Annotated in this window: 10 protein-coding genes and 1 pseudogene; 4 read left to right on the forward strand and 7 right to left on the reverse strand. The window is 47.7% G+C overall.

Going from position 1 to position 15,947, the window contains the following annotated elements:
- Nucleotides 1–24 precede the first annotated feature (24 nt).
- Nucleotides 25–264 carry a small acid-soluble spore protein SspI gene (gene sspI / locus PPRES148_RS09085; protein WP_149454333.1) on the forward strand — a complete coding sequence of 80 codons (240 nt, stop codon included), beginning with the start codon at nucleotides 25–27 and terminating at the stop codon, nucleotides 262–264.
- A gap of 107 nt (nucleotides 265–371) precedes the next feature.
- Here the strand turns inward: sspI and PPRES148_RS13075 are convergent, their stop codons facing one another.
- The 6 genes from PPRES148_RS13075 to PPRES148_RS09115 all read right to left on the reverse strand — a co-directional run bounded on the left by PPRES148_RS13075 (nucleotide 372) and on the right by PPRES148_RS09115 (nucleotide 11,219).
- Nucleotides 372–494, reverse strand: coding sequence for a hypothetical protein (locus tag PPRES148_RS13075; protein WP_281290002.1), 123 nt, complete (start codon nucleotides 492–494; stop codon nucleotides 372–374).
- A complete protein-coding gene (gene tkt / locus PPRES148_RS09090; protein ID WP_149454403.1) occupies nucleotides 487–2,496 on the reverse strand; it encodes a transketolase in 2,010 nt (669 codons plus the stop codon). Before tkt ends, PPRES148_RS13075 begins: the two co-directional genes overlap by 8 nt.
- A 23-nt stretch (nucleotides 2,497–2,519) precedes the next feature.
- Entirely contained in the window at nucleotides 2,520–2,984 is a 465-nt protein-coding gene (gene dtd, locus PPRES148_RS09095; protein ID WP_149454334.1) for a D-aminoacyl-tRNA deacylase, read from the reverse strand.
- A 25-nt stretch (nucleotides 2,985–3,009) separates the two neighbouring features.
- A complete protein-coding gene (locus PPRES148_RS09100) occupies nucleotides 3,010–5,256 on the reverse strand; it encodes a RelA/SpoT family protein (protein ID WP_281290003.1) in 2,247 nt (748 codons plus the stop codon).
- 394 nt (nucleotides 5,257–5,650) lie between these two features.
- A complete protein-coding gene (locus tag PPRES148_RS09110) occupies nucleotides 5,651–9,196 on the reverse strand; it encodes a hypothetical protein (RefSeq protein WP_149454336.1) in 3,546 nt (1,181 codons plus the stop codon).
- Nucleotides 9,197–10,922: 1,726 nt separating this feature from the next.
- Entirely contained in the window at nucleotides 10,923–11,219 is a 297-nt protein-coding gene (locus PPRES148_RS09115; RefSeq protein ID WP_223128028.1) for a hypothetical protein, read from the reverse strand.
- Between the two features lie 648 nt (nucleotides 11,220–11,867).
- Here PPRES148_RS09115 and PPRES148_RS09120 point away from each other — a divergent pair.
- Nucleotides 11,868–12,089, forward strand: a complete 222-nt coding sequence (locus PPRES148_RS09120; protein WP_149454338.1) for a hypothetical protein — start codon at nucleotides 11,868–11,870, stop codon at nucleotides 12,087–12,089.
- Between the two features lie 913 nt (nucleotides 12,090–13,002).
- Here the strand turns inward: PPRES148_RS09120 and PPRES148_RS13080 are convergent.
- Nucleotides 13,003–14,055 (reverse strand): annotated as a pseudogene (locus PPRES148_RS13080) (collagen-like exosporium glycoprotein BclA1); the annotation flags it as partial.
- Between the two features lie 1,262 nt (nucleotides 14,056–15,317).
- Here PPRES148_RS13080 and PPRES148_RS09130 point away from each other — a divergent pair.
- Nucleotides 15,318–15,716 carry a transposase gene (locus PPRES148_RS09130; protein WP_149454340.1) on the forward strand — a complete coding sequence of 133 codons (399 nt, stop codon included), beginning with the start codon at nucleotides 15,318–15,320 and terminating at the stop codon, nucleotides 15,714–15,716.
- On the forward strand, nucleotides 15,704–15,940 hold the full coding sequence (locus PPRES148_RS09135) for a hypothetical protein (RefSeq protein WP_149454341.1): 237 nt from the start codon (nucleotides 15,704–15,706) through the stop codon (nucleotides 15,938–15,940). The genes PPRES148_RS09130 and PPRES148_RS09135 overlap by 13 nt, the downstream gene beginning before the upstream one ends.
- Nucleotides 15,941–15,947: the final 7 nt, after the last annotated feature.

Below are 15,947 nucleotides of genomic sequence, written 5' to 3' on the forward strand. Positions count from 1 at the left end.
CGAGGACGAGGAGGTGAAAACATTATGGTAACCAATTGGGGGATCCGTGAGGCCGTTTGCGAACGAGTTCGCCATCTTACACCGTCGCAGTTGTCTGGATTGATTGAAAAGGCCCAGCAGGGAAATGAAGAAAAAAACCTGCCAGGTCTTGGTGTTTTTTTTGAATTGGTATGGAGAGAATCTAAGAAGAGCGACCAGGAGCTCATATTGATGACACTATACGAAAGCTTACAGAACAAATCTATAAATTCTTCACCAACATAATCCCTCTCTCTAGAAAAAAGGAGTAGTAATTGAAATGACGGCAGATAAGAGTTCAGCTAAAAAGGGGAAACCACAGTCCTTTTACCTCACGAAACGTCGTTCTATTTCTACTCCAAATACCGCGGAAACGAACCCCTCCCCACCACGTTCCGCAACGGGGAAAGCATCTCAAAAACCCCCCCCGTTAAGACCACCACATCCACCTTCACACGGACAAGAGCGCTAGCCATTTTTTTTCCCTTGCAAATTTTCCCATTGTTGAACCACGTTTCCTACGGAAAAGCCGCGTTCGCGCATGATAACATCCCCCTGCATAGAAGCACCAAACTCATTTACGCCCAGGATGGCACCCTGATCTCCCACCCAACGTTCCCAACCCAGAGGGCTGGCCGCTTCGATGCTCAAACGACGGGTGAGATGTTGTGGCAGAACCTCCTCACGATAGGCAGGGGATTGAGCGGAAAAAAGTTCCCAGCTGGGGAGGCTGACCACGCGAACCGATGTACCTTGATTCCGGAGAAATGCCTGGGCTTCCAATGCAAGGCCAACCTCAGAACCTGTGGCAATCAAAATCCCCTCAGGGGTATCCCCCGCCTCTGAGAGAATATATCCGCCCTTGATCATATCCTCCTTCCGCCCAGCCGTTTCCCGTAGAATAGGCAAATTTTGTCGACTAAGGATCAGGGCCACGGGTCCTGATGTTTGGGTCAGGGCATAGTTCCAAGCCACTACTGTCTCATGGGCATCCGCCGGACGAAAAACGGTCAGATTGGGAATGGACCGCAAGGCCGCGAGTTGTTCAACGGGCTGATGGGTAGGTCCATCCTCTCCCACCGCTAGACTATCATGGGTGAAAACATAAAGAACGGGCAACTCCATCATAGCCGCCAAACGGAGGGAAGGGCGTAAATAGTCCGAAAAGACAAGAAAGGTGGCACCAAAGCAACGTACACCCCCATGAAGCGTCATACCGTTGAGTATCGCCCCCATAGCATGTTCGCGCACACCAAAGGCGATATTTCTCCCTTCGGGAGTAGCCCTACTGAAGAAACCAGCCCCCTCCAACGTAGTGAGATTAGAGGAAGCAAGATCAGCAGAACCACCTACCAACCAGGGTGCCATAGGAGCTACTGCGGTCAGAGTTTTATGGGAAGCGGTACGAGTGGCTAAAGAATGGAGTCCTTCGAAATCAGGACCCTCGAAATCTCCATGAAAGGAAAACTCCCCCTCCATGATCTCATGCAAAGCATTCGCTTCCTCGGGGAAACGTTGTCGATAGTAATTCCATTGGCTCTCCCAAACTTGATACTTCATAATCAATTGCTGTTGGATTACCGTAAAGTGATGAGCCACCTCTAGGGGCACATAAAAGGGCTCCTGATGTGGCCATCCATAAGCGACACGTACAAGGGCAGCCTCTTCCTTACCCAGTGGCTTTCCATGTGCCTCAGAAGAATTGGACCGATTCGGGCTGCCATAACCAATAACGGTGTGGGCCATGATCAATGTGGGTTGTGTTTTATTCTCGCGCGCTAAAAGTAGGGCCCTCTCTATCTCCGCCGTATCATTGCCATCAGCAACCCTGAGAACTTGCCAGTTGTACGCTGTAAAGCGTGTTGCTGTATCCTCCGAATAAGAATCCTTCAGGGATCCATCCAGTGTAACAGCGTTGGCGTCGAGCAATACAATCAATTTTCCTAACCCCAAATGACCTGCCAAAGAACATGCCTCCGAAGCTACGCCCTCCATAAGATCGCCATCACTGCAAAGAACATACGTGTAATGATCCACGAGAGAGGGAAAACCCGGACGATTGTGTACGGCTGCACAATGTGCCTCCGCCATAGCCATACCCACACCGTTAGCAATCCCTTGCCCTAACGGACCCGTAGTTGCCTCCACACCAGGTGTAACCCCATATTCGGGATGTCCCGGGGTACGACTGCCACGCTGCCGAAAACTCTTAAGATCTTCCAAAGCAACAGAATATCCAAACAAGTACAACAAACTGTACAAAAGAGCCGAACCATGCCCGGCAGATAGAACGAAGCGGTCCCGATTCCACCAATTGGGGTTATTGGGATGATGCCGACGTACACGGGCCCACAAAACATAGGACATAGCAGCAGCCCCCATGGGTAGGCCAGGGTGTCCAGAACGGGCCTTCTCCACCTGATCAATGGACAGCAAACGAATGGCGTGGATCGCCTGTGAAACCAGGGTATCATCCATTCTACTCATAACGGTACCTCCTCCTAGGTATGTGAATGATCGGGAGCTTCTTTTTCTATCCAAAAAGTCATCGGACCATCGTTGACGAGCTCCACATGCATGTTAGCACCGAAACGCCCACGGGCGGTAGGAACGCCCTGGGAGGCCAGATGGTCACACCACTGTGCAAACTGCTGAGAGGCCTGCTGTGCAGGCGCCGCCGCTGTGAAAGAGGGACGATTACCACGATGTACTTCTGCGTAGAGCGTAAACTGAGGTACAACCAATAGCTCACCCCCGCTCTCACGTACATTGAGACAAAGCGACTGCCCCCCCGGATGGGGAAAAACCCGCATTCGCAAAATCTTACGGGCCATCCACTCAAAAATTCCCATCCCGTCCCTGGGAGCCATTCCTACAAGGAGTAAGAGCCCCTTGCCAACGGAGGCAATAGGTTCTCCGGCAACGTAAACCGCAGACCGAGCAATACGCTGTACCAGTACGCGCATGATTTCATTCCCCCCGCCCCCAGACCTACAACATACGTCTTTTCACACTATCCACCGATCCTATCTGCCGAACCCTTGATAGAGCGCTCTGCAGATGGGATTTATTTCGAACCCTCAACCGCAAATCAATGACAGCCTCACCACCGTACGTACGCCGAGTGCTCACTGCTGTTAATGTCGTTTCAGCACTGCGAATGACCTGGAGGACATGGTTCAAAAAACCGTTACGATTGGTACCAATGATTTCAATTTCCACTTCATACAAAAAATCCTCCGCTCCCTTTGCCCACTCTACCTCCACCTGCCGATCCGTTCCTAACCTAGTCAAATTAGCACACTCCGCACGATGGACGGCCACCCCACGCCCCCGGGTTACATGACCCGCAATGGTATCCCCGGGGACAGGACAGCAACAACGGGACATTCTTACGAGTAAGCCCTCGATGCCATCCACCATAACTCCATGTGAGGTAGTGCTAGGTCTCCGTTTCCCGTGCCCAGACGGTGATGGGTGACGCTGTAGTGCACCAGCTCCATTTTTGGAGGAAACCTTGGGGGGAACATAGGGATGCTCATCATCTGCTGTGAGTTGGGTAACCACCTGTGAGGCGGAAAGATGACTACAAGCAACAGCGATGAAAAGCTCTTCTACATGAGACATTCGAAAATAGTGTGCTACTGCAGTGAGTTTCCTCTCCTTGAGCGCGGCATTGATGGGTAAATTATGGCTACGCAAAAAAACCTCCAGCATCTCGCGGCCTTTTACAATACTTTCTTCCCGTCGCTGGCGACGAAGAAAACTCCTGATCTTGCTACTAGCATGTGAAGATTTGACAATCCGCAGCCAATCATAACTAGGGCCACAACTGTTCTTTGAAGTGAGCACCTCAACAACATCGCCCGTTTGCAGCTTATGATCCAGGGCCGCCATCTTACCATTGACCTTAGCACCCACACAACGATAACCCACCTCGGTGTGCACACGAAAAGCAAAATCGAGGGGTCCTGAACCAACAGGGAGTTCAATAACATCACCACATGGCGTGAATGCGAAAACGGAAGCGGTAAACCAATCCATCTTGAGACACTCAACGAATTCTTCTGCATCCATCGTATCATTTTGTAAGAGCAACATTTCCCTGAGAAATTGCAACCTATTGGCTATCTGATCCTTGCCTGCAGTAGCCCCCACACCCTCCTTATAGGCCCAATGGGCCGCAACACCATATTCTGCTGTCTTATGCATCGCTTCCGTACGAATTTGAGCTTCAATGGGCCCCGCACGTGGCCCCATGACAGTAGTATGTAAGGACTGATACATATTCGATTTGGGCATCGCAATGTAATCCTTAAAGCGGCCGGGCATAGGAATCCACACCGTGTGAACAATACCCAGGGCCGCATAACAATCCCGAACGTTCTCCACCAAAATACGGATGGCAATGAGATCGTAGATTTCGTGGAAGGGCTTCTGCTGGGCTATCATTTTCCTATAAATACTGTAAATATGTTTAGGACGGCCGGAAATATCGACAATATGAACCTGTGACTGGTTGAGCTGTTTCCTCAACACATCAATGAGTTCCTCCAAGTATGACTCCCGCTCACCGCGCTTTTCCTTCATGAGGTTAGCAATACGATAATACTGTTTAGGATTTAGATAACGAAATGCTATATCTTCCAGTTCCCAACGGAATTTTGAGATTCCCAAGCGACGCGCCAGGGGTGCAAAAATTTCCAGTGTTTCCTGGGCAATGACGCGTTGTTTATGCTCCGGCATGTGACGTAATGTCCGTAGGTTATGCAAACGATCGGCCAATTTGACCAGCACCACACGGATGTCCTTGGCCATTGCCAGAAACATTTTTCGATAATTTTCTGCCTGGCGCTCCTCTCTAGAGGAATACTGAACCTGTCTCAATTTCGTAACCCCATCCACCAGATCAGCCACCGTAACACCAAACTCTTTCTCCAAATCGGCCAACGTAACCTTGGTATCCTCCACGACATCATGCAAAAGGGCAGCCATCAGAGCATGTACATCCAACTGCAACTCAGATACAATCCCGGCCACCGCAGTGGGATGGAGGATATAGGGCTCCCCGGAACGTCGAAACTGCCCCTGATGTGCCTTCTCCGCAAAGCGATAGGTATGTTGCAACAAAGCGAGCTCGTCTTGATTCAAGTAGGTAGCCGCCCTCGTCAGCAACGACTCCGCCTGCATTGAACAGCCCACCCTCATTCCCCCTATCTCACGTTCCTGCTCCGACATCAGAAACACTTTCCCCGATTATCTCGCACCCCATTGGGGTTGTAAAGATCCATCCCCTTCCGAAAGTAACGCCAGCAGGACAAAGCCCCCATTGTCTCAAGCCATCCCCTGTAAACCCACCCTAAATCATCATATCCCGCAAGGAGGATCCCATAATATCCTGATAGAGGGGTGAATTCCATAACGAACCTTACCCACTAACTCCCCTGGGGGGATTTTTTACCCGATAGAAACTGATTTTACCAAGACCTTGGGTCCCCCTTTGTTTCCCCCCAAACCATTTTTTCTATTTCTCGCCACCCCCCCCTTACTCGCTCCCCTTACTCTCCAAATTCCCGTTTTTGCTCTATCACGAACATTACCGCAAACACCGGACAACCCGCTCCCGACCCCACTAGCACAGAGTCCTGATGAATTGCCCCCCCCCTGACGCACCATCAAAACCACGACTCCCCCGGGTAAGGGGTGGGGAACCTTGCCCCAACAAACCGTGGGGGGATCGCCGCATACCCCTTTCCTTGTTCGGGGCCGAGGTCCGTGAAAATTCCTGTGGACGCTGTATTTGCATCTGTTGTAGTTGTATTTGTTGTATCAACTGTACTTGCCGTATTTCATGAATCTGCTGAACATGCTGCATCTGCATTTGTTGTATTTGTTGCATTTGTTGCATCTGAAACGCCATCTCGGTTTGTGGGAGGAACATGGTTTGCACCTGGGGCCATAACGTCTGTACAGGCGGGGGAGGAGGACCCATCACCTGCATCTGTTGGGGGGACACCGGGTACACGGGTACATGGGGTACCTGCCATGGTTGGGAAGGGGATAGCACCTGTATCTGCGGAAAAGGCGCAGGTTGTACTTGCGGGGGGAATACCTGTGCAGGGAATACCGGTTGCGATGACAAGGAGGGAATAGGTTGCACTTGCTGCAGAGAAGGTACCCACTGCACATTTCCTGGGGATACGGATCCCATTTGCGATATATTCGGTTTTGGCAAGGAGGGCACCCGACCTGGTACCGATAAAGTTTCCCATGCCATTTTCCCGTTAGTCGGTTGTAACTGTACAGTATGTTCCTCCCCCGTGGAAACGATAGCGGGTCTCTGTCCATCTCCCATGTCTCTAGGGGGGAAGGGCGTGGGTTGCCTCCCCGATGATCCCCGTGACTCCTGCAATGCTTGCGTATGCAAGGGGGATGGACCCGCCGCCGTTGTAATGATAGGAACGATTGTTTCTTGAACTCCCCTCTCCTTACCGGGGATCGACATTGCCTCCTTCGGTGATTCCCCTTTTCGTTCCTGGACTATTCCTTGCAATGATTGCGAATGTGGGGGCACTGCTGTGGAGATAGAATCCCCCTGATATCCTCTCCTTTCCTCCCTCCCATGGGGGACCGTAGTCCGTTGGCCCCGGAACCTCACCACCCTCGTCCATGGTTGTTCCTCTGATCGCCGTGAACACGGATGGGACCCCCCCGACGTGGGGGCGAGGTTTGGATGGACAACCCTATCACCCTCCCGGGGGGAGGATATCACTTGCCTCCTAGGCTGTTTCCCCTCTCGCCCTTGCAATTCCCTCGATAACGATTGCGGTTGGGGGAGGGACATTCCTGCCGTTGTGGGGACCGTTATCCCCCGTTGACCCACCTTAGGATCGGGACGTGGGGTTGATGATGGATCCCCCTCTGTCTGAACTCCTCCCTCTTTTTCGTTCGACAGCAACCCAACTCGCCCCTGTGATTTCTCCGACCGTAGTTGCCGTTGTGGGGGGGAGGGACCCCCCGCTACTATCGAAACTCCTGCCCCTTGACCCCCTACCCCGTCGTCGGAATACAGAGCTGATGATAAACCCCTCGACGGTTTCTTTTTCTGACCCTTTGGTTGTTTGGGTAGGGATTGTCCCATTGCTGTTGATTTCCCCTCTTTCCCCAAAAAATTCCCAGATAAAACAGGAGATTGTGAGGAAATTTGCCCGGTTTTTAGGTTCTTACCCCCGATACCCTTGTCAGAAGGAGGGACCCCCGAACCATCCCCCGAGTATTTCGCTCCCCCTGGTTGTAACGGTGGTAATGCCGATACTGAGGACGATTTCCCTGTTGTGGAAACTACGATCTCTCTTTCCACTGCCTTTTCCCCGCGGGGAGGAAGGGTAGATTTCTCCCCTGATAATTCTCCCTCCCCCCTCCGCGAATGTTCGGATGGGAAACGACGAGATGGTAAAGAAACCTGGGCCCCCCCAGTTTGGGGGATAACGACCCCCTCCCTAATGCTATCGTCACCAGGAAGGGGGACCTTGGACGGCCCCCTTGGGGATTCAACCCTTTCCCCCTGCGATGACGACTGCGGGGATTCCAATTGTGGGGGGAGATTCCTCTGATCACCCGTTTCCCTGTCGGGAGGTAAAACCCGGGATTTTTCTTTCTTAGATTTCTTCGACTTCTTCTTTGTTCCCCCTGGTGGTCTGGATGAGGGCGAAGACTGCAATGATTTCATCCCCTCCCCGTCTCCCCCCTTTTCCCCCTGTGGAGGAGGAGGTTGTAGTAAGGACAACAATGGGGAGGAAGGAATTCCCGTCATGGAGACAGACGCTCGTCCCCTTGTTTCCCCACCCGGAGAAGAAGATGTTGATTCCCCCCTTGATATTCCCCCCATCGGGGAAGAATGTAATGCATAACGTTTTCCTTTCATATCCTCTACCAAAATTTTATGCAACATCCTTTGTAACCATTGCGGATTCTCCAGCTCCAACTCGTGCTCGATAAGCTCACGTAGCAGTTCTAAACGTTGCATGGCTTTCCCACCTGGCGCGTGAGAGGACCCTTCCGCCACAGGTAGAGAGGTTTTTCCCACCACCTTACTTTGTTGTTTCTCGGAAAGAGAAGGCCAAGACCGTTCTCCTTGCCATCCTGACGAATCTGACGATTGCATCGATTTTTCCATGCCCGATGCAATTTCCCTTCTAGGGGATTCCCTCCCCTCTATCAGCCGCCCCTCCGATGACGATGAGGGTATTCCCGGTTCCTGTTTCGAAGGGAATCCCTCCCCCCTGAGGGGTTGTTTCGTTCCCTCCCACATCTGATTCCATACCTGCAATTCTTGTGGTGTCAAATGGGCGGTCATTTCCAGTACCATTTCCTGTAATGGCCCCGGAGGGAGATGGAGTAGGTTCTGTATCATTTTCAGGTTCCCCTGTCCCCCCCCTTGCCCTGTTGTGATCATGTCAGACGAATCATCGGATGGGTCCTGGTAAACTTGCTGTCCATCGGTTTTACGGGAAGTGGGTAGATGTTTCTTCAACAGCCTTCCCACCAATTCTCCCCTTTGTTCCAGCGTCAGACGGGATTCCTCCCTTGGGGGCACTAACCCAATGGTTCTCTTATTATGAAGGGATAATCGTTGCAGCAGCTCATATAATCGTAATCCCCCTACCTGCAATTCCTCCCACAGTAGCTCTCTTATTTTACTCAATCGCTGTTGCTGTAATAACCGCCGCGATGATAGTTCCTCCTGTTGCTGGGGCGTCAAATATTCAATTTGCCAAGGAGCCAGCCATCCTAATTGGTGTCTATGTAGCTGTTGTATCAATTCGGGCCGTAGTAACTGACTCACTACCTTCGATGATTTTAGATGGGGTATCTGTTGGGGATTCAATTGATTGATTTGCCAAGGGGTCAACCATTCCTGTTGTTGTGGGGTAAAGTAACCGATTGAATGTTCGAGTTGTCGTAATCGTTGACTCATTACGTTCCCAAACTGTCGTAATTCCTGTATCTGCTGTATTGATGTCCCTAGTAGCTGGTTTTCTCCGCTGGACTGCGATGACGACGCCTGCGGGGGTTTTCCCGCCGCAACAGGAAACAACGCAGCATACATACAACCCCCTAGAAAAAATAACGAAAAGGATAAATAGTTCTTTCTCGTAGCTTTTTTACAAAGTACCATTTACATCAAAATCCTCCCTAGCATAAGTAATTTAAATAAATTTTAATTCATTTATGAATCAGGAACGGACAAGACCGGCCTCACACGTAATTGTTAGAATTAAGAAATTGGGAATTAGGGAAATTAAAATAAAAAAATAAATTTTACCTACCTTATTTTATGATTATACAACAAATTCTATTATATAATTAAATAATTGAATTAAATATAAAATAGTATAAAAAACAATTCCTATCCAAAATTCATATCTATATGTATATTAATCAATATATTTAATTTTAAATTTTTTTAATGTACATTAGGGGAGTAAAATTTGAACCAATACCCTAACCGCTACATATATATTGAACATAGGATGTTGATATCGATGACCCATCATACACACTCTACCCCACCCGATCCCCTTTGGGAAGGGAAATTTGGATCTTGAACGCACATCGAATCTGTGAGAATTCAGTTCTGGGAATCGAAGTATCCCGTGATAGGGTTCTGTGTTTACCATTTACCTAGATTGAAATTACTTCCTATTGTATTCCGAGATATTCTAGGGAGAGTATAGTAGTGGTGCTACCGCGAAAAAGGTATCAAACTTGTTAGAATATTTTTATATATTAAATGATGTTTTCGGTAAATGTTTATATTGTTAATGATTATAAAAATAGTTTGTTTGAGTATTTCCGGCGTAGGTGCTTAGGGGTGGAAAGGTACCCCCTTCCTGGGGAATTGCACCTGAAGATTTAATACGATCGGTTATTTTTTGTTGAACCACCGAAATCACCGTGGGATCATAGGAACCGGTTCCTATCTCGCCCCTTTTGCGCACACCAAAGAAACCGACATGAAGTCGAATTTTATTTTTTATTTAAATATTATATATATTAAATTCTATGTAGTTATGGGTTGTCTTATCCTCCTTTCCCTGATCTTCTTTTGAAGATAATGAACGACCTGGGTTCAATGATAAGCAGATCCATTAGTGTACATACGTTATTTTTATAGGTAAACGTTCCCATCAACAGCAAGCCCACCTCCAGCGGCGAAGACGGCAAGATTCGGTGGGGGCAGGTTCGTGGTGACAACATGTTGTCCAGGTATCTAAATAGCACAACATTGCTGTTAGCACAAGGAAGGATACCAGACTGATATTGGCGATGATGAGTCCCCACAAATTCAGGTGGGGTTAGGACGTCTAAGCTATGGATTCCCAAGGTATCGATGTAAGGGCCTAGTAAAAAGAAAGTTCTTGCAACGTACAAAACCTGTTCGAATTATGTAGACAACACGGTTTGAAGGTATCAGCTGGATAAAATAAGCGAACAGCTAAAACACCGGACTCCATCACAAATCCACTGCGAAAAAAGGATTTTTACCGATTACAAACAAAGGGATACAATAATTTGATGGAAAACGTTCCTAAGAGGAACACGATTCAACAATTCTAAAGCAGGCAATGAGGATAGAAAAACATAAAAAACGTCATACAGTCAGGAATTCATGCCCATTGTTTCACATAGGACGACTATATGCTTTAGTAGGGTTATTCGGAAAGGGAATAACACAAAAAATCCCTGGATAGACGTTTTTACCAGTAGGTTCCCTGGGGGACGTTCATCCAACATAGGCCAAAAGTGGTTCGTATGCACCATAAAAAAGCAAAGGAAAGGGGGAGACATCCCCGGACATGCCTTGTGAAGAGAGCAGGGGAAAAAAATAAGTGATCAACAAGTCATGGATATTGTAATCCCCACACTTGGAGGAAAATAAGTTTGATGACTACAGTGATCGAAAACTCGCATGCAAACTGAGAAAAAGGGAGGGCATTATGGTCCACCACAGAAAGATGTATCGTCTCCGTAGGCAGGGAAGGACTTCTCCGCGCTATCGGGGAAGGGGGCATCATTCCCTCTCGCCTTCCCCCAGGGCCTACGAACAGAAAATAACAACCCAACTCTGGAAGATGGACATCCAGCATGAGCTTCATGAATTCATGGGAGCGAGAGGAATCCATCAAGAACAAATACACCTGTTCGATCACCCAACCACAATGCATACATCGAATCCTATCATAAATACTACAAAAGTACATTTTTTTAATATTTTTGTTATTTAAAATAATTATACATGAAATATGTTGTATTCATAGGACATTATAATAGGGAATATTGTCATGGAAGTTGGGGAAACCTAACACCCCCCAAGCACAGGAGAATTTATGAAACGAGTCCCAGCTGAAGACCTAAACAGGATTATGGAAGTGGTCTGAATCATGTAGATGGTAAAGATGGAGGAATGCACAGATAGGAAAAACAGGGGCGAAACAACCCTTTGAACGTCCCCCGGTATTCCCAAAATAGATTTCCCCATTGGTATGATTGTAGCCGCCAACACTCTGCGGGGTGGGGAGAGATTATGGCACCGGTTGATGAATTGGGATACAGGGGGAAAGGGATCGTCACGGGCCTAAGAAAACGAACCGATTATGAAACATGAACGTGGTGGGGATTACTATACAAAAAATGGAGATGGATCCTGCTCTGTACCCCCACAGGACAGATTTTGAAATGGTGAACCAAAAACCGGAGGTTGAACCGCTCGCAATGGAAGAACATACGGAAAATGTAAATGGACCGGGCAATATGCTACCAAATCTCTGAAGAGGGGGGCAAGAATTATGAACACCACGGATGAGGTCTATTCAATGGCGAAACATACAGAACAAATCGGGACACCCGGAGTACTAAAAAAAAGAGGACACCGTACGGCTGTGGAGGATGGTTGTTCTTCTATAAAAAATTATGTCCGGACCCATTATTTCCGTACCGCCAAGATGAAAATACGTGGTAAGATAAGGGTGACACGGGCCATGATGGTAAAGGGGTTAGCTTATCATTGATCCTAGGTCGTCCGTTATCCTCCAAAAAAGATCAGGGAGAGAAGGAAGGAAGTACCAATAACTGAAACTACATAAAATTTAAGTAAAAAATAAAATCCGACTTTGTGTCGACTCGTTTGGCATACGCAAAAGGAGCGAAATAGAAACCAATCGCCATTACCCCCTATGATTTTGGGGGTTCAACAGAAAATAACTGTCAGCACTAAATTTTCATATTTACTCTTACAGAGGGTTGTGATTTTTGACTACAAATTACCATAATAAGATTACTTTTTAATTTTATTAATATTATTATTAATTTTATTTTATTTACCATAGAATAATCATAATATTATTTACTTAAAAATAAAAGTTTCCCCAAAATGGATTTATTCAGTAAATATTTATGCTATGACTGTGGAATAGCAAAGATAAAAACCAGGATGGGTATGCATGGATGATCACCCAGTATGATTCCATTTCGTACCCTTTACCCAACACCCTAACAACCGACAAAATGGATGGAAGGCTAGGCCACCTTCACAACAGTAACGATAATTGTGATGACACCAATGGAACTAACACCGTAGTTGATAGCGCAAAGTTCATTAACCCCAGGACCAGAATTTACAATAAAGGAATTGGAAACTGCCGCCACATCCGTTGTCGCAGAATAAAAAACGCTCTGCGGAATTGGATTGTCATCCAATCGGAAAGCGAAGGACATGAGTTGACCCTCAGGGGAAGTTGCGTTGATATACGCCGTCACCAAATATTGTTGGCTAGGGGCTAGGAGAATGCAAGGGGAAGATAGGGAGACAGCAGTACCGTTGGTAATGTTTGCTACCTCAATGGGGATGGTACAATTTACCGGTACGATGATACCGGGCCTATCAGCTGACAATCGAAAGGTTCCATTATTGGCCGTTTCCAGGGGGCCCGGGGGTCCTGTAGGGCCAGGGGGCCCCATGCATCCCATGCATCCCATTGGCCCTTTCCTCCCCGTTGCCCCTGTCGTCCCCGTCGTCCCTGTCACACCCGTCGCCCCCGTCGTTCCCATCACCCCTGTCGCCCCCGTGGCACCAGTCGTTCCCATGAGACCTGTTACACCCATCGTCCCCGTCACACCTGTCGCCCCCGTCGTTCCCATCACCCCTGTCGCCCCCGTGGCACCAGTCGTTCCCATGAGACCTGTCACACCTGTCACACCTGTCACACCTGTCACACCTGTCACACCTGTCACACCCGTCGTCCCCGTCACACCTGTCACACCTGTCACACCTGTCACACCTGTCACACCTGTCACACCTGTCACACCTGTCACACCTGTCACACCTGTTGCACCTGTTGCACCTGTCACACCTGTTGCACCTGTTATACCTGTTGCACCTGTCGTCCCTGTCACACCCGTCGTCCCCGTCACACCTGTCACACCTGTCACACCTGTCACACCCGTCGTCCCCGTCACACCTGTCACACCTGTCACACCTGTCACACCTGTCACACCTGTCACACCTGTCACACCTGTCACACCTGTCACACCTGTCACACCTGTCACACCTGTCACACCTGTCACACCTGTCACACCTGTCACACCTGTCACACCTGTCACACCTGTCACACCTGTCACACCTGTTGCACCTGTTGATCCCGTAGGACCAGACGAGCAACAGCAAAGACCCGTTGCACCTGTTGCGCCTGTTGCACCTGTTGGTCCCCTAGAACCAGGAGAGCAACAACAGGGACCCGTTGCACCTGTTGCGCCTGTTGCACCTGTTGGTCCCCTAGAACCAGGAGAGCAACAACAGGGACCCGTTGCACCTGTTGCACCCGTGCCGCGGCAAATTTTTACAACAGGATAAGTAATACTGACAGTTTTACTGGCACGGGCGCAGCAATAACCTACCATGCATTTAGGTTTGGATGCTGGAGAACAATTACGCCGTTGTTTAGGTTTACAATTCGGTTTATATCTTTTCGCTCTCATCGTAAACTGCTATCCCCCTGTCCCTTAGCACCCAATTCGTTCACAATCTCAATACCTCCCCAGGTATGGTAACGGGCCAACAACATTGTAATTGGGGTATATATCACAATGTTATACACATCATCTATATTCAAATGTTATATGAATGGTGCCACTACCGGGGGAAATAACCTATGGATCCATAAACCAAATTGCTTAGTAGGCTTTTACACAAAATGAAGGAGAACAGCAAAAAATTGAATATAAAAATCATATTCATATATGGTGATACTACAAAATAGTATAAAACTTATCAGGATATTTTGCTATAATTAGAGAAAATGAACCCCATCTATGATCACACGAATAGGTGATATCCCACTTTCCGCTGTAAAATTCAAGAGTGGATAGTTTGTAGTCCCTAAAAATCCTCTATTTGCGCCTTTTCGATTAAAAATTGTTTTTATATTGTTAATAAATATATAGAAATTTATTGTTAAATCAGATTGTAAATAGCACAAAGGGCGTTATAGGGGTGTTTTTTCACGGATCGCGGTTAGATATATCTTCAGGATAATTTTATTTTAATCAGGGGGTTCCCTATGGAGGAATCCATAGGTCAGCAAAACGTCCCCCCTACACGAAACGGGAATCTCAGTAGAAACTAAATCTCTCCCCCCTCCCTGTTTTTGGTCTCCGTTTTTGCCTTTAGTCCCTTGATCTTTTGTTTTGATTCCCTTGTGTTTTTGTTCCTTTCCCCCTTCCTCCCCCCCAACTCATCGCTGTTGTTTGTGTTGGCCCGGCTCATTGTGTAATGGTACCTGGCTTCCCCATCGTGGGGTCTCCAGAATGGAGCCGCTGCATGGCTTTCCTTTATCCCCCCCTCCCTGTGGGGAGGAGGTTCTATTACTGTCGTTGCCCTTATGTAGCCCTATGCGATCCTATAGTCCTTCTCACTTTTACATACGCAATTCCGATTGCCCTTAGGAAACAGTCGATCCTTTACTCAAAAACTCTGTTCCGTGATCCTTTCTGGATCCTCCATGATATGCATGATGATCAATGGGGTTAGGTGAGATAGAAAAGGGAAATACAAGACAAGAGTGGGAAAATGTATAGAGGACAACCGCTTGGTTTTTTGAAATGAAAAGCTTAATATAGGAAAGGTTGGTTTTATGATTCCAATTGACTTGGATATAGACAGAATGGAAAAAAGGATGGAAGAACGTATACAACATTATGAACAGAAGGGATTATAGCTACAGGAATCCATCCCCCATGTAGTGGAAGAGATCGAGGGAGATTCCGAATGGGCTCCTGGTTCCATGGGAAGGTCTTATACTTTTATAGCCAATTATCAGTTTAAAAAACAAATTTTAGGTGGCCGGGAGAAACACCAAAGGGGTCCCGATTTCCCAAAAGTAGCCCGAAATGGTTATAAAAAACGTAAAAAACGCACCAGCAAAGGAATTGTGGTTTACTATGACCCCCAGCCAAGAAAAGGGCATTTCCGATCTGCGGTTACTAAACCCTACAAAAAATGTACAAAGTCGTGTACAGATATTCTTTCCTCCTTACGTAAGGCTGATATGTCCATAAAAAAATATCCAAATTGTCGAACGATATTCTGTGATCAAAAATCCCATACTCCACTGTGTCAAGATTACTTATGGGACATCTAAAGGAAGGGAATAGGGGATTCAATAAGGAACCCGTAAGAAACTCGCATGAAATTAGGACCGTAAAGGCGGATGCCTACTACAAACCCGTTCACAGATTCGGGATAGCAGCTGTCTATATCATAAAAGCAAGTAGGAAAAATACATCAGGGATAAAAACAGATGGGGTTTTATCAAGTTTGGTAAATCTCCCCGAAACAGCTGAAACTTGGCATGAGGCCCTCTAAAATGTTT

Origin of the sequence: Pasteuria penetrans (assembly GCF_900538055.1) — a bacterium.
Lineage (GTDB): Bacteria > Bacillota > Bacilli > Thermoactinomycetales > Thermoactinomycetaceae > Pasteuria > Pasteuria penetrans.